This is a genomic window from Stieleria mannarensis, from assembly GCF_014154935.1.
Taxonomy (GTDB): Bacteria; Planctomycetota; Planctomycetia; order Pirellulales; family Pirellulaceae; genus Stieleria; species Stieleria mannarensis.
Genome location: NZ_JACEHH010000008.1, coordinates 170,131 through 191,100, shown reverse-complemented (window position 1 = coordinate 191,100; position 20,970 = coordinate 170,131). Strand labels below are relative to the sequence as shown.

At 59.3% G+C, this 20,970-nt stretch carries 11 protein-coding genes; 6 read left to right on the top strand and 5 right to left on the bottom strand.

Annotated elements, in window-relative coordinates; all coding sequences use genetic code 11:
- Positions 1-209 precede the first annotated feature (209 nt).
- The 5 genes from H1B37_RS07875 to H1B37_RS07850 form a co-directional block, all read right to left on the bottom strand.
- Positions 210-1,610, bottom strand: coding sequence for an exo-alpha-sialidase (locus tag H1B37_RS07875; RefSeq protein ID WP_182866085.1), 1,401 nt, complete (start codon positions 1,608-1,610; stop codon positions 210-212).
- Positions 1,611-1,644: 34 nt separating this feature from the next.
- The gene (locus H1B37_RS33700; protein ID WP_353620800.1) at positions 1,645-4,218 is read right to left on the bottom strand and encodes a sulfatase-like hydrolase/transferase; all 2,574 of its coding nucleotides are present in this window, start codon (positions 4,216-4,218) and stop codon (positions 1,645-1,647) included.
- Entirely contained in the window at positions 4,215-4,826 is a 612-nt protein-coding gene (locus tag H1B37_RS07860) for an FG-GAP repeat domain-containing protein (protein WP_182866084.1), read from the bottom strand. Before H1B37_RS07860 ends, H1B37_RS33700 begins: the two co-directional genes overlap by 4 nt.
- Before the next feature lie 179 nt (positions 4,827-5,005).
- Positions 5,006-5,752: an SGNH/GDSL hydrolase family protein gene (locus H1B37_RS07855; protein ID WP_182866083.1), complete on the bottom strand. Its 747-nt coding sequence runs from the start codon at positions 5,750-5,752 to the stop codon at positions 5,006-5,008.
- A gap of 122 nt (positions 5,753-5,874) precedes the next feature.
- Positions 5,875-7,281: a sulfatase gene (locus H1B37_RS07850; RefSeq protein ID WP_182866082.1), complete on the bottom strand. Its 1,407-nt coding sequence runs from the start codon at positions 7,279-7,281 to the stop codon at positions 5,875-5,877.
- Between the two features lie 156 nt (positions 7,282-7,437).
- On the opposite strand from H1B37_RS07850, the gene H1B37_RS07845 reads away from it, so the two are divergent.
- The 6 genes from H1B37_RS07845 (at position 7,438) to H1B37_RS07820 (ending at position 20,514) form a co-directional block, all read left to right on the top strand.
- Positions 7,438-8,223, top strand: a complete 786-nt coding sequence (locus tag H1B37_RS07845; protein WP_286177514.1) for a hypothetical protein — start codon at positions 7,438-7,440, stop codon at positions 8,221-8,223.
- Between the two features lie 156 nt (positions 8,224-8,379).
- A complete protein-coding gene (locus H1B37_RS07840) occupies positions 8,380-9,531 on the top strand; it encodes an HlyD family secretion protein (protein ID WP_182866081.1) in 1,152 nt (383 codons plus the stop codon).
- Positions 9,528-11,759, top strand: a complete 2,232-nt coding sequence (locus H1B37_RS07835) for an ABC transporter permease (RefSeq protein WP_182866080.1) — start codon at positions 9,528-9,530, stop codon at positions 11,757-11,759. The genes H1B37_RS07840 and H1B37_RS07835 overlap by 4 nt, the downstream gene beginning before the upstream one ends.
- A gap of 24 nt (positions 11,760-11,783) precedes the next feature.
- Entirely contained in the window at positions 11,784-12,884 is a 1,101-nt protein-coding gene (gene corA / locus H1B37_RS07830) for a magnesium/cobalt transporter CorA (protein ID WP_182866079.1), read from the top strand.
- A gap of 230 nt (positions 12,885-13,114) precedes the next feature.
- Positions 13,115-14,971: a heavy metal translocating P-type ATPase gene (locus tag H1B37_RS07825; RefSeq protein ID WP_286177521.1), complete on the top strand. Its 1,857-nt coding sequence runs from the start codon at positions 13,115-13,117 to the stop codon at positions 14,969-14,971.
- Between the two features lie 314 nt (positions 14,972-15,285).
- Positions 15,286-20,514 (top strand): PAS domain S-box protein, encoded by a 5,229-nt coding sequence (locus H1B37_RS07820; RefSeq protein ID WP_182866077.1) that lies wholly within the window; start codon positions 15,286-15,288, stop codon positions 20,512-20,514.
- Positions 20,515-20,970: the final 456 nt, after the last annotated feature.

The window sequence follows — 20,970 nt, the reverse complement described above, 5'->3', positions numbered from 1 at the left end:
ATCAACCGTAGCGGAAGCCGCCAAGGATTTCGGCACCCCGCGCTCCCGGCGGCGAAGCCGCGGAAAGCGAAACTCTACGCGAGTTCCGCTACGATTGGACCTATCAAATCAACCGTAGCGGAAGCCGCCAAGGCTTTCGCCTCCCCGGCGCTCACGGCGGCAAAGCCGCGGAAAGCGAAATTCTACGCGAGTTCCGCTACGATCATTCTTCAGATCGAATCGCCTTTGCGGCGTCCGCCGCCGTGGTCGCTGGGGCGGCTGACGATGCGGTTTGAGAAACTATCCCCGTCGACGATTTCGCCAGCCAGGACGTCCGCTTCGCTGATCTTGGACAAAAAGATGGTGTGCTGGCCGATCGTGCCACGCCCCTGGTCATAAACGATGTAGATCGCTCCGTCTTTGCCGAGCGTCGCCGAGGGATAACTGATCTGACCGTCGTCGCACAAAAGCAGCTTGTGCGGAAACGTCTTGCCGTCATCTTCACTCAAATAGGCCGTCATCCGCGTCCGCGCCGTCTTGTGTTTCGTCAGCTCACGTCGTTGACCGTTTTCGTCGGTGTAGTGGTAAACCCGCTTGCCGCCCTGTTCGTCCATCTGGACGTCGTTGGCGACCAGCAGGACGCGGCCCGAAGGCAATGTTTTGAGGATACACTTGGTGTTGATCGAAAACTGCATCGGGTAGTAACCGCCCAGTTTCCAGGTTCGTCCGCCGTCGAACGATTCGGCAAACTTCTGTCCCTTCTTCGCCCGATAGAACGTGAACAGGCTGCCGTCTTTTCGGATGATCGGCATCTGCTCGGCAAACACCGCGTCGTTGTCGACGGGAAATTCAGAAACAAAGATCGGCGTGCCGTTGACGGCTTCTTTCAGAAAACGAATTCGAACCTTGTCGCGTTTACCGACCAGCTTGAAATCGTCCATCGAGCGTAGGATCGTGCCGTCGGGAAAAATCAGCGGCTTCATCACCGAGATGTTTTTGTTTCCCAGCAACCGCGGCGCGGTCCAGTCGGTGTATTCGTTTTCCGCGTCCAACATCGTGAACTCCCACGCCGAGGAAGCGAATTCGTCCTGGCCTTTGAAATCGATGTTCCGCAGGCCGATGAAGCGAATCTTTCCTTCGGGGTCTTTCCACAGCATCGGATCGGACGCTCCCGCGCCGAGCAACTCACTGGGGTCAAAGACGAAGACCTCCTTCCAGGTTTTCCCGTCGTCGGCCGAGGTCGAGATGACCGAGAATTGATCGTTGTGGAAGGGCGCGCGTTCGGCTTGGACGTTGGAGCCGAACCAGGTCGCCCAAAGTCGGCCGCCCTCGGAGATTTCAACCTGTGGGCAGCCTTGAAAGAGCCTCAAATTGATGCGGTGCTTGTGGTAGGGTTTCTGTCCTTGGAAATTTATCTTGGTCAACGACGGCGGCGTCTTGCCCGTGATGCCATAGGGGAAGGCTTGCGAAACGTGATCCGACGGCGGCATCCTCGTGTCGCCCAAGACGGAAACCGGATCCACGGTTTGGGCACACACCGTCGCACCGAAACCAGAGAGCAGGCTGACAAGGAGACCGCATGCAGTGAGGGATTGGGCGACATGACGGATTAATCGAACTTGGTTGGGCATCAGGTGACTTCTTCCTTTACATTGACCCGGACATTTAAATGACTCGGGGTGATTGTAAACCGGACTCGCCGTCATCGGTGCTGTGATCGTACAGTTCTTGAAACTTGATTTCTCCGCTGCCGAAATCACGCCACTCGATATAGCGATAGCGGTCGGTGCGCATCGAATAGCCCATGTACTCGCTGCCTTCGTGCGTGCGGTAATACTGGCTGGTCACGGATTGATGCACCTTGGCGAGGGGATCGCGGAGGATCGGAACCAGGCTCTTGCCTTCGACGAAATCCGGTGTTTCCAAACCGGTCAGCTCGCAGAGCGTCGGATACAGGTCCAGCAGCGCCGCAAGCGACTCGGTGCTCTGCCCCCTGGTCTTCACCATTGGTGCGGAGATGATCAACGGGACGCGGGCATCGATTTCGTAGTTGGTCATCTTGCCCCAGCCGCGATACTCGCCGAGCTTCCAACCGTGATCGCTCCACAGGACGACGATCGTGTCGTCGGTTAAACCTACTTCGTCGAGCGCCTTCAACAGACGACCGATTTGTGCGTCAACGTAACTGACACAAGCGTGGTAACCGTGAAGTAGACGTCGCGCTTGATCGGCCGACAGTTCCTCTTCGTCCCACGGTTTTGGCATGTTGATCAAGTCAACGTAGTGCGACAGTTCACTGTTGTTGTGCATCGCATAGGGCGGTGCGTCTGCGGGGATCTTCTGGCCCGACAACACGGGCAACTCCTCCGGGTCGTACAGGTCCCAGTATTTCTTTGGCGCGACAAAGGACAGATGGGGGCGGATGTAACCCATCGCCAGGAAGAACGGTTGCTGCGATTTGGCGAGTCGGCGCAGGTCTTCGATGCACAGGTCCGTGCGGGCTCCGTCGAGCACTTGGTGATCCGGCAGATCCGGTGCGGCGGTCGCAGGGCCACGGAGATTGTTCTTTCGCCAATCGTTCGCCGGTAACTTGCTCATGGCATCTCGAATCACGTCCCGAGTGCCATCGGGATAGAAGGCGGGCAACCGCGGCAGATTGCGAATCGGTTCGCTCCAGGATTGGGGGTCCGGTGTGGGGTTGTGATAAATCTTGCCGTGGCTGACGGCGAAGTACCCGTGTTTGCGCAGCCACTGCGGCAACGTCACCGCGTCGGGTTTCGCCTCGCGAAAGTGAATCGGCAGCGTCCAGACGCCCAACGTGTCCGGTCGCAAACCGGTCATCAAACTGGCTCGCGAAGGATTGCAAACTGCGACCTGACAGTACGCTCGATTGAACCGCATGCCGCGGTCGGCCAAGCCATCCATCTGCGGTGTGATCGCGGTCTTGTCTCCGTAGCACCCCATCGTCGGACGCAGATCATCGACGGCGATAAACAACACGTTGGGTTTTCGGGCCTCGGACACGGCCGGCGATGTGGCCGCGGGTTCATCATTGGGCCCGATGGCGATCAACTCAGTCGCTGTGCGAAAGTAGAGCGTCCCGGCGGAAATCGCTGGTGTGGCAAGGCAGGAATCTCCCAGTCGGTTCTTTGCCAAGACGTCGTATTCGGGGCCTGCTTGGATGACATAGACGGTTCCGTCTTCGGATGGGCAATAGATTTTGTCGTTCGCTGCGACCAGGGACGAAACCATGTAGGCGCCACTGCCAAGTCGTTTTTCATAGACCTTTTCACCTGTCACCGCATGAAAACAACGCAGCACGCCATTGGAGTTGCCCAGATACAGGTAGTCATCGACGACGACCGGCGTGGACATGTAAGAACCGCCCTTGTCGGTGCGCCAGACTTCGTCGCCGGTTTGCAGATCGTAGGCGACGACCCACGGCCAACCGTTCACGACGACGTGCGCCGTGTTGTCAATTTCGTGAATCAGCGGCGTGCCCCAACTGCGCTCACAGATTCCCGTGCGTTCTTTGCGCCAGATTTCCCGGCCGTCATCCAATCGTAGCGCAATGAGATATGGATTGTCGGGGTCGTCACAAACCAGCACGATGTGGCCATCATGGATCGCAGGCGAACTGCCGTATCCCCAGCCGACGCCGTACTTGCTGACATCGACGACGCCAAGATCTTTCTTCCACTTCAGTTCGCCGTCCAGACCATAGCAGAACAGACCTTCCGAGCCGAAGAATGCAACGACGTTCTCACCGCTGACGGCGACCGTTGTATTGGCGTGACTTGCCTTGGTGTGGCGTGTCGCCCGAGGGATTCCTTGGTGGGCCGTCCGGCGCCACAATTCATCGCCGGTGGATTTGTCGAAACACAGCACCATCCAAGACTGTTTGCCGTTGTCGTCGGCCGCATCCGTGTTGCCTCCGCGACCGATCTGCAGTTGCATTTCGCCATCCTCCGCCACGGCGGTCGCGACAAAAATGCGCTCTCCCACGATCACCGGACAGGAGTGCCCCAGCCCCGGGACAGGTGCCTTCCACAAGATCGAATCGTCGTCCGGATCCGTCGCGTCCCAATGAACGGCGGTCTCGAAACCGTGCGTGATCCCCTTGCCCCCCGCCCCGCGAAAACAGGGCCAATCGGTATCGTCGTTGCCTGCCGCGACCAGACTGGACAGCGCCGCCAACAGCAGGACGCATGTGGTTCGTTGAATCGTTTTTGTGATCACTGATTTGCTTTCCTTGACGCTTGATTCACGAAGATGCGGTTTTGCTGGTCTGTATTTGCGACGGCGATGCAAAACGTCTGTCCGTCGCTGCGGCCAAACGCGGTTTCGCTCTTCACGCCACCGTTGCCATCGCCGAAGAACACTCGGTTTGGAACGCCGATGTTGCCGATGCCCCAGTCCACGTGGCCGTCTCTGTCAAAGTCCGCCGTTGCGATGGCCCGGCTGGAATGGGCCGAACCGAAGCTGACCGGTGGACGAAAGCGGACCATCGGATCGGAACCCGCCGGCGGGGCTTCGGCAAGCAGGATCGTGTTGGGTTGATCATCTCGATTGGCCAAGATCAAGTCGGACCGGCCGTCATCATTCAGGTCGACCACCGCGACGTCAATGGTGGAGTCGGCCTGGGTGCCGAACGTGATCGCCTGTTGAAAACCGGCCTTGCCGTCGTTCAAAAATACACGCGATGGGGCGTTGTCATTGCCGACTGCGATATCGAGGTCGCCGTCGCCATCCAGATCAGCGAGTTCGCACGCGTAGCTTGTGCAGTGATCGTGGCCCAACGGCCGCGCGACATTGAAGCGTGCTTGCGACTGATTTAAAAAAAACAAAATTCTGCTGCGGCCAGTGCCGTCCGTTGGCCACCACCAGATCGACATTGTGATCCCCATCGACATCACCGGCACGCACCGATGCCGAACGATTCGTTTGCGTTCCGAGCAACAGCCGGGATCCGGAAACGAAGCTGCGATCTTGCCCGAATGTCGGCTGCGACCACAGCGTCCGCGATTTAGTCCGCCAGGGCGGATTGAATCACTTCGGCAACGTGCTCGCCGAGCCGTTTGGAACCTTCGGCCGTGTAGTGGACGTTGGCCGGTCGCTGGTGTTCTTTGACGGAGTTGGCGTAGTCGAAGAATGGGTCGGTCTGGATCCCGCCGACCTTGGCGATCGCTTCGGCCGCCGCCGCGTTGTACTTGGCCGAATCACCGACGACGCGGCCCGCGGCTCCCTCGGGCACCGGCGTCGTCTCACGCCAAATCACAATCTTGGCCTGTTGCTTGATGCGGCGGGCGAGTTTTTCGATGTTCGCTTTGTACTCGTCGATCGGTACCTGTGGATGCGAGTCGGCGGCCTGGGGATCGGCCAGGTTTTGGCCCTTGGGGCCCATGTACTTCAGATCATGGAGTCCGAAATTCCAATGCACGACGTCCCACATTCGATCGCCCAGCCATTGATCGATCTGTTCCAAACCGCGGGTCGTCGGCCCACAATTGGTCGCCGGCCGGAACACGTTGGCCATGCCGGCCATCGCCTCGCGTGCGGGCACCATGTAACCGATGGAGATCGAATCGCCGATCAGCAGAACATTGGGAAGCTTGGGGATGATCTCCGGCGGTTGGAAAGCCGGGTTCACTCTCTTGGCAGCTGGCTTCTTTTTCGCGGCCGGCTTCTTGGCGCTGTCTTGGGCAGTGTCTTGGGCGGCGGCGGAGATGACGTGCGCGAGGGCGACGACGACGCAAAGTCCGAGTCGGATCATGGTGGCTGGGCTTCGATTGAAAGGGGAAGTGAATGATGGGATCGCTCCATCATATTTGCCCTGGGAGGATCATGCGGCAATCACGGAGCCGGCGACGGTCGGATTGCCATAATTTCGGACGATCACTTGCCCTTATGTTCCCGAAGCATTTCCGAGAGTTCTGCCGACTTTTTCGGCCGCTGGGAACGGATGTCATGATCTTCACTCGGGTCGGTCGTGTGATCGTAGAGCATGCTTCCGACGAACTTATTCTTGTCGAAATACTCGCTGTACCGGAGCCTGTCGGTGCGGATCGTGTCACCGGTCCCGAAGCGTCCGATGGCGTAGGGTTTTCCGGGCAGGGTAGAGTCCTTCATCAAGGGGAGGAAACTGGTGCCTTGCACGTGACCGGGCGTCGGCAACCCTGCCAAGTCACACAATGACGGGTAGATGTCGATGAACTCTGTCAAGGCATCGGTGCGTGTACCGGGCTTCACGTCGGATTGTCCGGGCGCGGCGACGATCAAAGGGGCATGCATCGACGTTTCGAAACACGAGTGTTTATTCCACATCCCATGTTCGCCGAGCTGCCAGCCGTGATCGCCCCAGAGCACGACGATGGTGCTGTCAGCCAGTTCCAACCGATCGAGACTGCGCAACAACATACCGACATTTGCGTCGGCGAAACTTACGCAAGCGTAGTAGCCGTGGATCAGCTTTCGCGCCGATTCGCGATCGAGTGGATCGGACGGATGGATTCCCGCATAAGCCCTCAGTTCACCCGAATTGTGTACTGCCCGTGGCGGCAGATCACTCGGCAGTGAATAGTTGTCGGGGACGTCGATCGAGTCGAAGTCGTACAGGTCAAAGTACTTCTGCGGTGCATTGAAGGGCAGGTGGGGCTTGGTTAACCCGACAGCCAAAAAAAATGGCTGATCGGGGGAGCGGGCGAAAGTTTCTAAGTACTCGACCGCTCGATTGACGCAGTCGCCGTCGGGGTGATCTTGATCGTCGGAGTCGGACGCTTCAAACGCCGGGCCGCGATGTTTGCTTTTCCGCGGCCAGCGGCGTTTGTTCTCCGCGATCGCGTCCCGCATGTCGTCGACGTTCTGATAGCCGGACTTCTTCGATCGCCACGCCGGCTCGCTCCAGCCGTCGGCGTGATCATTGATCTGATGAAGGATTTTTCCCAAACTGATCGTGGTGTAGCCGTTGTTTTTGAAATGGGTGTGGAGCGGCAACACACCCGGTGCATCTTTTTCGGCCCAGGCCAGATGCGTCACGAACCGTTGGGGTGCCGGACGGATACTGGTAAACAGCGATGCCCGTGACGCACCACAGGTGGGAACCATGCAATATGCCCGCTCGAACAAGACGCCCCGATTTGCTAACGCGTCGATATTGGGCGTCTGCATCGTGGTTTTGCCATAGCAAGCTAATTGCGGCCGCAGATCGTCGACGGCGATAAACAGCACGTTGGGCCGTTCCGCCGCCGAGAACGAAGCGGATAGCAGCATCAGGGCAAAAACAATCCCGGTATGTCGGATCATCAAAAAGTTCCTATTCAGTCGATCGGCGTACAATCGCATGGTCAACCCTTGGAATGTCCTTGGATTTTAGATTCTATTGACTGACGCTCGTGTTTTGGCCGCTGAGGGCGGCAAAAAGTATGATTTCCGCGTTTGGCAAACTGATGAGAGCAAGCGATGTCAAAGCATGGATTGGTTCAGATCGAACCCGCGCATTTTTCCAACGTGATCGGTGCGATCCAGCGAACGGCCAGTCTGACCGGGGGCGCCGTTCGTGGCTTGCCCGGCGGCGTCGTGATCGGCGGGTTACCTGGAGTTGCGTCGTTCGCTTCGTCGATTTCGGACGCTCAGAAAGAGTTCCAGCTGGGACGGGTGCACAGCGCGCTGGAGCGCGTCCGGCAGTTGGAGACCAGTTTCAACGGGATCACCGGTCGCTGGAATTCGAACGTGATGTCGGTGATCTCGTCGGCCAAGCAAGGACGCCAGGCGGTTCCGCTAGCCAAGCTGAACGAGGTCAAGAACGCGCAAACGCGGATGCAACAATTGATCCGGCCGGCCGAGAAAGCGTTTCGCGATCTGGTCACGGCGCTGGAACATGAAGTGGCGATGGAAGGCCGCCGGGACGATGACGCCGACGACGTGTCGGGCGACGATACGCCCGAGATTGACTTGCCCGAGGACGTCGCCGAAACCTACCGGTGTGGGGCGAAAATCCAATTGCGACAAGGTGAGGACCAGAAAACACGACTCACGCCAGCGCTCAGGAAGCAGGCCTGCTACTTCATCAAGGGACTCGATCCGCCGCGTGTGGTTCGCCTCAAGTCACTCGACAAGAAAGCGATCACCGCGATCGACGTTCAGCAGGATAAAGAGTTGACGATCCCGGCAGGCGAACTGGCGAAACTGATTCAAACGGGGGTGTGGGTGCTGCTGGCAAACTCCGACGACGAACCCAAGACCTAGCAACCGCTCCCGAGCGGGAGAGGCCACAATCCCCCTGAAACGTAGCTGCCTTCGCCAGAAGGTGGATCGCCAGCGTTTTCCACGCTCTGGCGAACGTAGCTACCTCGACGTGGCGCGTTCCACACTCGGCTGTTTTCTCAAGTTGACGCTTACAACATGATAGCTCGATTCATCCCCCTCACTGCCGCGGTCATCGGTTTGCTGGCGCTGGTTTTTTACAGCCAGTGGAACCGGGAACCACCACGCGTCTCGGGCATCATCGAGGCCGACGAGATTCGTCTCGGATCGCGGGTGGGTGGCAGGGTGTCGGTCGTGCATGTAGAAGAAGGCCAGGAAGTGGTCGCCGGTGAAGTGTTGGTCGAGTTCGAGCCCTATGACCTGTTGGAACGCGAACAGGAAATGGAACTGACCCTGGCGGCCCGTGAGTCGGAGTACCGCCGATTCCTGGCAGGATTTCGTGACGAAGAGATCGCTCAAGCGAAAGCCAAACTGGACCAGCTACAGGCCCGATCGGATCTACTGGTGGCGGGGCCGCGAAAGCAGGAGATCCAGGCTGCGCGGGGGCGACTCGCACAGGCCCAGGCCGAAAAGCGGCTCGCCGACCAGGGTTTTGAACGTCTGTCCAAATTGGCCGGATCCAATGCCACGTCCGAGCAGGAATTGGACGCCGCCCGCGAGGCACTGGAAGCAGCCACGGCCAATCTTGATGTCCGCCAACAAGAACTGGACCTGTTGTTGGCGGGAACGCGCGAAGAGGAATTGCGCGAGGCTGCCGCACGGGTCGAGGAAGCCCGCCAGGCGTGGCAGCTGATGCAGCGGGGTTACCGCCAAGAGGAAATCGATCAAGCCGAGGCGTCACGCGATGCCGCCAAAGCGGCTCTGCAGGCAATCCGGCGTCAGAAAGAAGAACTCCGCGTCAAAAGCCCCATCGACGGCACGATCGAAGCACTCGATTTGCAGCCCGGCGACATGGTCGCGCCGGGGGCACCGGTACTGTCGATGTTGGACCGCCGCAAGCTGTGGGTACGGAGCTACATTCCACAAAACCGCGTCGGGATGCAACTCGGTCAACGGCTTCAATTGAATGTCGACAGTTACGGCGACCGGACCTTTCAGGGCGTCGTGACCTTCATCGCCCGGCAAGCCGAGTTCACACCCAGCAACGTCCAGACGCCCGAGGAACGATCGAAACAAGTTTTTCGCATCAAGGTGGCCATCGAAAACGAAGACGGCTCGTTGCGGCCGGGAATGATGGCCGACGTGTGGTTGGACGAACACGATTCGGATGAACACGGGATCGCGCCATGACCGGGCCGATCATTGACGTGCGATCGCTGTCGCGTTCGTTCGGCCCGTTGGTGGCCGTTCGCGATGTCAGTTTCCAAGTTCACCAAGGATCGATCTTTGGGCTGCTCGGCCCCAACGGCAGTGGCAAATCGACCATCATTCGCATGTTGTTGGGCATTCTGCCGCCGAGCAGCGGCGATGCGAGTGTGCTGGGGTTGGACGTACGAAGCGACGCGGAACAAATCAAGCCGCGGGTCGGATATATGTCGCAGCAGTTCAGTCTTTATGGCGATTTGTCTGTTCAAGAGAACCTCGACTTCTACGCTCGCATCTATGGGCTCGATCGGCGACAACTGGTCGAGCGTCGCGGGGCCGTGCTCGATTTGACAGGGCTGTCGGACCGATTGCCGCAACCCGCCGCCACGCTTTCCGGCGGCTGGAAACAGCGTTTGGCGCTAGCCTGTTCTTTGATTCACCAGCCCGACGTGTTGTTCTTGGACGAACCCACCGCCGGCATTGATCCGGTGGCCAGGCGGCACCTGTGGGACCTGTTGTTCGAATTGTCAGGCCAAGGCGTCACGCTGCTGGTCACGACACACTACATGGACGAAGCCGAACGATGCACGGATGTGGGGTACATCTTTCAGTCCGAATTATTGGTGCTGGGAAAACCCGAACAATTAAAGCAACTTCCGGAGGTCAACCCAGCCGATTCGCGTCGCTATGAGTTGCGAGTGCCCTCGCCGGCGCAGCACCTTGCGGCGCTGCGCCGGCTTCCGGAGGTCCGCGACGCGACCTTGTTCGGCGAAACGATCCACTTGCTGCTGCAGCAGACGCGCGAACCCGAGGACGTGTTGCGGCAACTGGGCATCACCGCGTCGGCCGAAGCGCGGCAGGTTCCCGCCAGTTTAGAAGACGTCTTTGTGACGCTGACCAGCAACGCACAAAAAGTCGGCCGCGTCGATCCGGACCGAGAGGACCGCGTTGAAAGTGAGTCATCGGAACAGGAATCGTTACCCCGCGATGAATCGGCCGAGGAATCTTCCGGCGCTCCGCCCATGCCGGAAACACGCCTTACGCGTCCAGGAAAACACAGCACGTGGACCGGTCTGGCAGCCGTGTTGATCAAGGAGTTCGTTCACATCCGCCGTCAACCGACGACGCTGTTTTTCATGTTGGTCGTTCCGGTGATGCAGACGATCATTTTCGGCTACGCGATTGACACACAGATCGAGAACATCCCCACGGTGGTGTTTAATATGGATGGTCGCCAGGAGTCTCGTGAGCTTGTCGATGCGCTGGTCAACACCCGACGTTTTCAATTGGTCGGACACGTGCAAAGCGAAGTTGCGTTTCAGCGCGCGATGTCATCGGGGCGGGCCAAAGTCGGAGTGCGAATCCCGCCGGACTACGTGGACCAGATCCTGCGAGGCGAACAAGCGAGTCTGCAAGTCTTGATCGACGGCAGTGATTCTCAAGTGGCGACGACGGCGCAAAGTACAGTAAAGTTGTTGGGGTTGAATCTGTCGATCCAGATGGCGAAGACCAAAGGCGAGGCCCTGCAAATCGCTCCGGCCCGGGATGCCTCGGGACGGGGTGTGCTGCCGATCGATGTGCGGACTCGGATGCTGTACAACCCCGATTTGGAGAGTTCCCATTTCTTCGTCCCCGGCTTGGTAGGCATCATCCTGCAGTTGGTGACGCTGTTTCTGACCTCGTTCGCCGTCGTTCGCGAGCGGGAGTTGGGAACATTGGAACAATTGTTCGTCACGCCGGTCGGCCGAACCGGGCTGCTGTTGGGTAAACTGTTGCCCTATGCCCTGGTCGGGTTTGTCGCCTTGTTGACGGTGCTGGCCGTCATGATCGAAGTGTTCGGGGTCGACATCCGCGGCAGCATCCCCTTGTTATTGGCGTTGTCGATGTTGTTCATGGTGTGCTCGCTGGGGCTGGGGTTGCTCGTTTCCACACTGGCCAAGACGCAACTGGAAGCGGTTCAGTTTGCCTTTGTGATCATGTTGCCGTCGGTGTTGCTTTCCGGATTCGTGTTCCCGCGCAGCGAAATGCCGCTGCCGATCTACTTGGTCACCTTCGCGATCCCGGCGACGTACTACATCGAAATCCTCCGCGGCGTTGTCCTTCGCGGTGCCGACTTTATCGATCTGGTCCCCTGGGTGGCCGGATTGACGATTTGCGGCGCGATCGTGTTGATCCTCAGCGTGTTACGATTCCAAAAACGGCTCGGCGCCTGACATCCTTCACAAACAAGCCCGATCATGGCAACCCGTCACTCTCACACTGCGAAACGGTCCAGGAAGCGTTTTCGGCGTCAGACGCGTCCGGGCACTCCGCCGGGGGCGGTGGTGCCCCATCCCGATGCGCCCCCGCCCCTGATGCGGCTGGTCACGTACGGTTCGAACGATTGCTCGGACCGAGAGGTGGGTGACTTGGAGACCATCACTGCGCAGATCAAGGGGGCCGCGGTAACTTGGGTCGACGTCAATGGTCTCGGAGACGCGGACGTGGTGATGCGGGTGGGTGAGCTGTTTGGGCTGCACCATCTGGCCCTGGAGGATGTGGTCAACGTCCACCAGCGGCCCAAAGTCGAACTGTACGGCGACCATCTGTTTATGATCGCCCGTGCCCTGCCGCACGGCCATACTGATGGCAGCGTGCAAGTGGCGATGTTTATGGGACGCGATTTTGTCGTTTCCTTTCGCGAGCGTGACGCCGTGTGTCTTGACGCGGTGCACCAGCGGATCCTCGCAGGCAAAGGCAAGATCCGGACCTACGGAGCGGACTATCTGCTCTACGCACTCCTGGACGCGGTGATCGACGACTACTTTCCCGCGCTTGAAAAACATGGAGAAAACCTGGATCGATTGGACAGTTTGATTTCCGCCGGTGCCGAGCGAAATCTGATCAGCCAAGTGCATCAAGTGCGCACCGATTTGCTTTCCGTTCGCCGAGCCATATGGCCGCTGCGTGACGCGATCAACGCGTTGATTCGTGATTCTGGTGATTTGATCTCCGATGAAACGGATTTGTACTTACGTGATTGCTACGATCACATCATTCAAATCATGGATGTGATTGAAACCGATCGCGAACTCTGTTCCGATTTACGCGACTTTTATCTGACGGTGGTCAGCAACCGGATGAATCAGGTGATGAAGTTTCTGACCATCATCGCCACCCTGTTTATGCCACTGGGGTTTATCGCCGGATTGTACGGGATGAACTTCAACTCGGCGGTATCGACCTGGAATATGCCCGAACTGAACTGGACCTTCGGCTACCCGTTCGCGTTGGCCCTGATGGCCGCGACGGCGACGACGTTGGTGCTGTTTTTTTGGCGCAAAGGTTGGCTGAGCTGAAGAGGGGACAAATCGCGCGACGGCCCGGAAGGGGCAGCGTTCTCCGGGGAACTGTTTTCATGGTTCGGCCGAAAGTTGGCTCCCTTGGTATGCCAGTTGCTCCGGTTGAAGTTGTTTTGGGCACTCACGTCGCACCCCAAGGAAATGTCGTGGCATCTGAGACGAACGCGAAGCAGGCGACGCCGACGTGGAAGTCGCTCGAAACGTTGATCGCGATTTTTGCGATTATCATGATCGCGTTGCATCTGGTGCTGCGTTTCGCGATGGGCCGTTCGCCGGCGATGGTCGACGCGCCGCTGTTGGCCGTGCTGGTCTTGGGCGGCATCCCGCTGGTCTGGGATCTGTTGAAAAAGTTGTTTCGTGGGGAGTTCGGTTCGGACCTGTTAGCCGGGATCTCGATCGTCACCTCGGTGCTGTTGCAAGAGTACCTGGCGGGCTCGCTGGTCGTGCTGATGCTTTCCGGCGGGGAGGCATTGGAGGCGTATGCGGTGCGGAATGCCTCGTCGGTCTTGCGCGCCCTGAGCAAACGAATGCCCTCGGTCGCCCACCGCAAACAGGGCTCGGAGATCGAAGACATCGATCTGAACGAATTGGCGGTTGACGACATCGTCGCGGTGTTTCCCCACGAGATCTGTCCGATCGACGGGACGGTGATCGAAGGGCACGGCGTGATGGACGAGTCGTACTTGACCGGTGAACCGTACATGATGTCCAAAACGCCGGGTTCGTCGGTGTTGTCGGGGGCGATCAACGGCGAGTCGGCGCTGATCATCCGGGCCGACAAGTTGGCCGTCGATTCGCGTTATGCCAAGATCATGGAGGTGATGGAGGCGTCCGAAACGCAAAAGCCCAAGATGCGGCGTCTGGCCGACAAATTGGGAGCCTGGTACACCCCGCTGGCCGTGGCGATCGGGTTGGCGGCATGGGTTGCCACCGGCAATCCGGTGCGTTTCTTGGCGGTGATGGTGGTCGCCACGCCGTGCCCATTGCTGATCGCGATTCCGGTGGCGATCATCGGATCGATTTCGTTGGCCGCGCGGCGTGCGATCATCGTGCGCGACCCCTCGTCACTGGAAATGGCCGACACCTGCCGGACGTTGATCTTTGACAAAACCGGCACGCTGACCTACGGCGAACCGAAATTGGTCGATCGGGTGTGTGCCGACCCGTCACGCGACCGGGAGATTTTGGGCGTCGTCGGTTCGTTGGAACGCTTTTCCAAGCACCCGTTGGCCCTGGCGATCGTGACCGCGGCCGGCGATGCCGGTTGCCCGGTGCAAAGCGTTTCGGAAATCAGCGAACCGCCGGGCAAGGGATTGCGTGGCATCGTCGCGAATCGAAGTGTCGAAGTCACCAACCGCAAGAAACTGCTCGCCCAGCAACCCGAATTGGCGTCGCAGTTGCCAGCACAGGCCGGGGGACTGGAATGTGTGATCCTGATCGACGGCGACTACGTGGCGACATATCGATTTCGCGATACCCCGCGCCGCGACGGGGCCTCGTTCATTAAACACCTGGGGCCCCGGCATGCGATCCGTCAGACCATGATGGTGTCCGGCGATCGTGAATCGGAAGTCCGCTACCTGGCCGAACAAGTCGGCATTGAAGACGTCTCTTTCAGCCAAAGTCCCGAACAGAAACTGGAGATCGTCAATGCGGAAACGGCCAAGGCGAATTCGATTTTTGTCGGCGACGGAATCAACGACGCCCCGGCGTTGATGGCCGCCACGGTGGGCATCGCGTTCGGCCAAAACAGCGACGTCACCACCGAAGCGGCCGACGTGGTGGTGCTGGATAGCTCGCTGCAAAAGATCGACGAATTTCTGCACATCAGCCGGCGGATGCGGCGAATCGCCTTGCAGAGTGCGATCGGCGGGATGGCACTCAGCATCGTCGGGATGATGTTGGCCGCGGCGGGGTACCTGACCCCGGTCGCCGGCGCGATCTGCCAGGAAATCATCGATGTCGCCGCCGTACTGAACGCCTTGCGTGTCGCGCTGCCGCCGAAGTCGATGATCGACTTTGAACCCGGCGAGGCAACCCCGCCTCCGTCCCCTGTCAGGTCGTCCCCTGTCAGGTCGGTGTGAATCAGGGGAAGGACGGCAGAATGATCCGGGGCAGAATGATGAGGTGCGTGTCGATCCAGATCCTATCGGCGTTAGGCACGCGTCGACGCGGCCGGTCAAATTGACAGGCATGGTCGATCGCCATAAAATCCAGCGTCTGCAAGGTCGCAGCATTCATTGCCTCTCAGGAACGGGCACGCATACCGATGGCGGCTGTGTCGTGTTCGTTCAGATGCCCGACACTTTTTCTCCGCTGCAGAGCCCCCCACATCCGGTTTCCGTTGGATGTTGGTCACGACGTAGGGACTCGGTTGCGACCTCGATCAAGCCGCCAGATGGAATCCAGCCAGGCCCCCCAAGAATTGGAGCTTCCGCAAGACCATACCGAACGGTCGGTTCCGATCGTCGGTCTGGGGGCTTCGGCCGGTGGATTGACGGCCCTGGAAACGCTGTTCGAGCAATTACCGATCGACACCGGGGCGGCCTTTGTAGTCGTCCAGCACTTGTCGCCGGACTACCAAAGTCATATGGTCGAACTGCTCGGTCGCCGCACCAAGATGCCGACGGTGCAATTGACCGATGCGGTCGATCCCCAGGGCGACACGGTGTACCTGCTGCCGCCGGGCAAGCACGTCGTCCTTTGCGACGGCCAGTTTCAGCTACGTGAGCGTGGCGGCGACGGCGAATTGAATTTGCCGATCGACAAATTCTTTCAATCGCTGGCCGACCAGAACGATCGTCGGGTCGCGGTTGTGATCCTGTCGGGCACCGGCAGCGATGGCAGCGAAGGCATCGTGGACGTGCATCGCGTCGGCGGACTGGTGCTGTCCCAAGACGAAGACAGCGCTCAATTCAACAGCATGCCGCTCAACGCGATCAAGACCTCCGCGGTGCACGTGGTCGCCCCGGTCGTCGAGTTGGCCGAATCGCTGGTCGCCTTCCTCGCGGGCAGTTCCATCGACGACGTCGTCGCCCATTGTTCGCCCGAGCTGGAACGCAACGAACTCGAATCGGTCTACAGCCGCCTGGAGCGAATCTGCGGCGTCGATTTCCAACAGTACAAGATCGGTACGTTCACCCGGCGTTTGTCGCGGCGGATGTTGTTGTCCAAAATCGATCAACTGGACCGCTACATCCAGCGGCTGGACAGCGATCCCGCCGAATTGTCACGTCTGGCCGATGACCTGATGATCGGGGTCACGCGTTTCTTCCGCGATCCCGACGGCTATCAACGGCTGGCCAACCGCTGCATTCGCCCGGCGGTTGCGGCCAAGTCGGTGGGGGACGAGTTCCGCTCCTGGATCGCCGGCTGTGCGACCGGCCAAGAAGCTTACAGCGTCGCGATGTTGATTCATCACGAGTGTGAAAAATCGGGTCTGGATCTGGGCATCAAAATCTTTGCCACCGACCTGCATCCCGATGCGATCCGGTTCGCCCAACGAGGCGTCTATCCGGCCGAATCGCTGGCGGAAATCCCGCAGGCGTTTCGCGAAAAGTACCTGGTCCGAACCGACGACGGGTTCGAAATCTGCAAAGACATCCGCAGCTCGATCGTGTTTGCCCGCCACGACGTGCTGCAAGACGCACCGTTCACCGGGATGGACCTGGTCACCTGTCGCAACCTGTTGATCTATCTGGTCGACGACGCCCAGCGCCGCGTGTTGAACATGTTCGCCCACGCGCTCCAGCCACGCGGCGTGCTGTGGCTGGGTCCGAGCGAAACGCCCGGCGATCTGGTCGATGATTTTTCGATTCTGGACAAACACTGGCGGATCTTTCAAAAGCACCGTGACTCTCGCTTGCCGCTGGATCTGAAACTCCGCAAACGACCGCCGACTGAGCTTTCGATTCCGCTGCGGCCACGTTCGTCACGAGCACCCACACCGGCGTTGGTGGCGTCCTACGATCGCATCTTGGAACAATTCGCACCGCCAGGGATCCTGGTCGACGACGCCTTGCGCCCGCTGCAAATCTTTGGCGACGTGTCACCCTTCGTCACCGCCCGTCCGGGCCGCTTGACCGGCACCGTCGATGACCTGCTGGTCGAATCGTTGCGGCTTCCCGTCACCCTGGCGATCGAACGGCTGAAGGCCGATCAGGTGTCGGTGATCTCCGAACACGCCACGGTCCAGGCGCAGCGGATCGACATCCGCATCAGCGCCTTTCACCACGCCCGCCATTCGGAAACACACTATCTGATCAACTTCACCCCGGCCGCACCGGCGCACCGGCAACCGACCGCTCGCATTGAATCACAGCCGATGCCGGCCGCCGACGCGGTGTCACGCGATCAGGCGTCGGCCGAAGCGGATGCGTCGGACGCGTCGGCCTTGGCACTCAACGCCGAACGCATCCGGATGCTGGAAATGGAGTTGGAATTCACGCGCGAGAACCTGCAATCGACGATCGAAGAGGTTGAAACGACCAACGAAGAACTGCAGTCCAGCAACGAGGAGTTGACCAGCAGCAACGAGGAACTGCAGAGCACGAACGAAGAACTGCACAGCGTCAACGAAGAATTGCACACGACCAATGCCGAAAGCAGCCGGCGATTGCAGTTGTTGACCGAAACCACGCGTGACCTGGAAACGGTCATGCAGGAAAGCGACGTCGGCATTGTGCTGGTCGACAACGATCTGAACATCCGCCGCGTCACCCCGGCGGCGGCCGACATGTTGCTGATCCGCCGCAAGAACGCCGAAGGCGAACGGTTGGTCGATTATGCCCACGCACTCGAAGGCGTCGATCTGGTGGATTTGGTCGGTCAGGTTCATCGCGACCACGAACCCGTTGAACTTGAGACCGCGGATCGCCGCGAGGACCCGATTTTGTTGCGGGTCGCGCCCTACCGCCAGCGCGACGGGGTCGTTTTAACGATGACGAATCTGCGCAGCGTCAAAGAAACCTCCGACAAGCTTCGTAAACTGACGTCGATCGTCCAGGACAGCACCGATGCGATCATCGGCGTCGAACTCGACTTGCGGGTCACCAGTTGGAATCGCGGCGCGACACGCTTGTTCGGCCATGAGTTGGACGTGTCACGAAACGTCGAATTGTGCGATGTCCTGCCCCAGGCGATCTGTGAGGTCTGCGAAACGCTGGTGCGTCAACTGGTCCGCAAGGGCGAAGTCGCCGCGAAAGAGATCGTGACGGAAATCCTGGACAAACAACGCACGCTGCTGATCCGCGTCACGCCGGTTCTGGATGAGTTCGAACGTGTTTCGTCGGCCGCGATCACGCTGTATGACATCACCAGCATGCGCAGGGCCGAACAACAATTGCGTCTGCGGACCCGCGCCATCGACGCGGCCAGCAACGGCATCCTGATCGTCGACGCACAGAAGGACGACATGCCGATCGTGTACGCCAACCAAGGCTTTCAACAGCTGACCGGATTTGCCCCCGAAGACGTCAAGGGCCGCAATTGCAGGTTTCTGCAAGGCCCCGAAACCGATCCGGCTGACGTTCAACGGATCCGCGACGCGATCAAGAACCAGGAAAGTTGCCGCGTCACGCTGTTGAATTATCGCCGCGACAACGCCCAGTTTTACAACGAACTGGTGATCACGCCGATCTTTGACGCCCAGGACCGATTGACCCACTACGTCGGTGTGCAAAGCGACGTCACCGATGTCGTCCAAGCCAACCTGTCGCTCAAACGCAGCGAGTTGGAATACCGCAGCACGTTCGAAAACGCCGCCATCGGGATCGCCCACGTCGGGCTGGAAGGCCAGTGGGTGAGGGCCAACGAAAAGCTGGCACAGATCCTCGGCTACAGTCGCGAGGAACTGCAATCGCTGTCCTTCCAAGATCTGACGCATCCCGATGACTTGGACTCAGACTTGCTGTTGTTCATGCAAATGAAGCGGGGCGAAATTCCCGGCTACTCGATGGAGAAACGATACATCCACAAGGATGGGCATCTCGTTTGGGCCAACCTGACCACGTCGATTCGCCGGGACGTCGACGACACGGCCGAGTGTTGTATCTCGTTGATCGAAGACATCACCGAACGCAAGCTGACCGAACAAAAGCTGGCTGCATCGCGGGCGATCATCACCGAGGTGATCGCAAAAAGCCAAGACCCGTTCATCAGCTTCGACGAACATGGTGTGATCCAGGTCGCCAATCAAGCGGCACAGAACTTTTCCGACCAGGAATCTGGTCTGGTCGATCGCACCGTCCACGACTTGTTCGGCAACCACGCCGAACCGCCCTTGTTGGCGGCGGTCGATCGCGTCCGGCAATCTCAAACGGCGGAAACGACCGAATATTACTCGCCGCGATTGAACCGTTGGTACGACGCCCGCGTGTTTCCGGTCGACAACGGCGCGGCGATCTACATGACCGACGTGACCGGGCGGAAAGAGACCGAAGCCTATTTGGAAGCCGCACGCATCGCGGCCGAAGAAGCCAGTCAGGCGAAGAGCCAATTCTTGACCAACATGAGTCACGAAATCCGCTCGCCGATGTCCGCCATTTTGGGTTTCGCCGATCTGACGCTGCGAGACATCCGCGAAGGCAACGAGATCGATCCGGACAACCTGGAAACCGTGATCCGCAACGGCCGGTTCTTGCTGCGGATCATCAACGACATCCTGGACCTTTCCAAAGTCGAAGCCGGCAAGTTGGAAGTCCGTCGATCGCGGTTCAAACTGCTGCCCATGCTGGCCGACATCAACGAACTGATGCGTCACCGCAGCGAATCGTCCGGCGTGCCGCTGACAATCGAATTCCAGGGTCCGATCCCCAGTAGCCTGCGCAGTGATCGATCGCGGGTCGAACAGATCTTGGTCAATTTGATCGGCAATGCGTTGAAGTTCACCCCCGAAGGCAGCGTGCGGGTCGTCGTGACGGTCGATGACGCCGATGAAAACGTGATCCAGTTTCGCGTCATCGACACCGGGATCGGAATCTCCAAAGCCAACTTGCATCGGCTGTTCCAAACCTTCAGCCAAGTCCACGATCGCAAGCGGGTCGGCGTCGAAGGGACAGGGCTGGGGTTGGTGATCAGCAAACGGCTGGCGAACCTGTTGGGCGGCGACATCACCGCGACCAGCGTCGAAGGCGAAGGCAGCGAGTTTGTGTTGCAATTGCCGGTCGAGGCGTCGGCCGAGCGGATCGAAGCGAGGTCGGACGATTTGAAGCCGCGCCGTGCCGCCGTAGACCAATTGCAACAAATCAACGCCCGCGTGTTGGTCGCCGACGATTCCCGCGACGTGCGGTTGGTCACCACTCGGTTCCTGTCGCGTGCCGGCGCGGACGTCGTCGAAGTCGTCAACGGCGCCGAAGCAGTTCAAGCGATCCGTGACGCTGAAGCCGACGACAATCCCTTCGGATGTGTGCTGATGGACATGCAGATGCCCGAACTGGACGGCCGCGAAGCGACGCAACAGATTCGCGACGAGGGCTTCACCGTGCCGGTGATCGCACTGACCGCCGGAGCAACCAACGATGAAATCAACGACGCCCTGTCGGCCGGGTGCACCGAGTTCATGGCCAAACCCGTCGATGCCGCCGGGCTGATCCGCCGCGTCGCCGAGTTGACCCGTCGTCCACGATGAACGCGAACGTCGGGCGAAGGGACCGTCGGAAAAATATGTGGGATAGGCTTCCAGCCTGTCATGGCGAAAACGACAGGCTGGAAGCCTATCCCACAATCAATCCCCGCCATTTATTCTTTCGACGGTCCTAAGAGACTGTCGAGCTTAAGGCAGAGGCAAATCGCGACCATCCCTATCTTTAGATTGAGTAAAAGGTACTCGGTAGAAGGGTGTACGACGTCCTTTCTAGGTCGTCGCGCTGAGCCCCACGGGCGACGGCGCGGAAGGGCCAGCGTACTTCGCGGCATTGGGGTTTACCCTCCGCGATAAACCCGACAATTGCTTCGTTCGCTTCACGTTCGCTTTTCACGGTTTTGGGGCCATTTCGCGGCCTAAACTTCCCCGTCGCTGTGGCACCTGTCGAGGTGCGAAGACTGTCACGCAGCGGGCATTCTTTCATCAAAACCTATCGAATGT

Coding starts and splice junctions, on each gene's coding strand:
- H1B37_RS07875 (WP_182866085.1), bottom strand. CDS start 1,610: ATGCCCAACCAAGTTCGATTAATCCGTCATGTCGCCCAATCCCTCACT.
- H1B37_RS07855 (WP_182866083.1), bottom strand. CDS start 5,752: ATGATCCGACTCGGACTTTGCGTCGTCGTCGCCCTCGCGCACGTCATC.
- H1B37_RS07850 (WP_182866082.1), bottom strand. CDS start 7,281: ATGATCCGACATACCGGGATTGTTTTTGCCCTGATGCTGCTATCCGCT.
- H1B37_RS07845 (WP_286177514.1), top strand. CDS start 7,438: ATGTCAAAGCATGGATTGGTTCAGATCGAACCCGCGCATTTTTCCAAC.
- H1B37_RS07840 (WP_182866081.1), top strand. CDS start 8,380: ATGATAGCTCGATTCATCCCCCTCACTGCCGCGGTCATCGGTTTGCTG.
- H1B37_RS07835 (WP_182866080.1), top strand. CDS start 9,528: ATGACCGGGCCGATCATTGACGTGCGATCGCTGTCGCGTTCGTTCGGC.
- corA (WP_182866079.1), top strand. CDS start 11,784: ATGGCAACCCGTCACTCTCACACTGCGAAACGGTCCAGGAAGCGTTTT.
- H1B37_RS07825 (WP_286177521.1), top strand. CDS start 13,115: ATGATCGCGTTGCATCTGGTGCTGCGTTTCGCGATGGGCCGTTCGCCG.
- H1B37_RS07820 (WP_182866077.1), top strand. CDS start 15,286: ATGGAATCCAGCCAGGCCCCCCAAGAATTGGAGCTTCCGCAAGACCAT.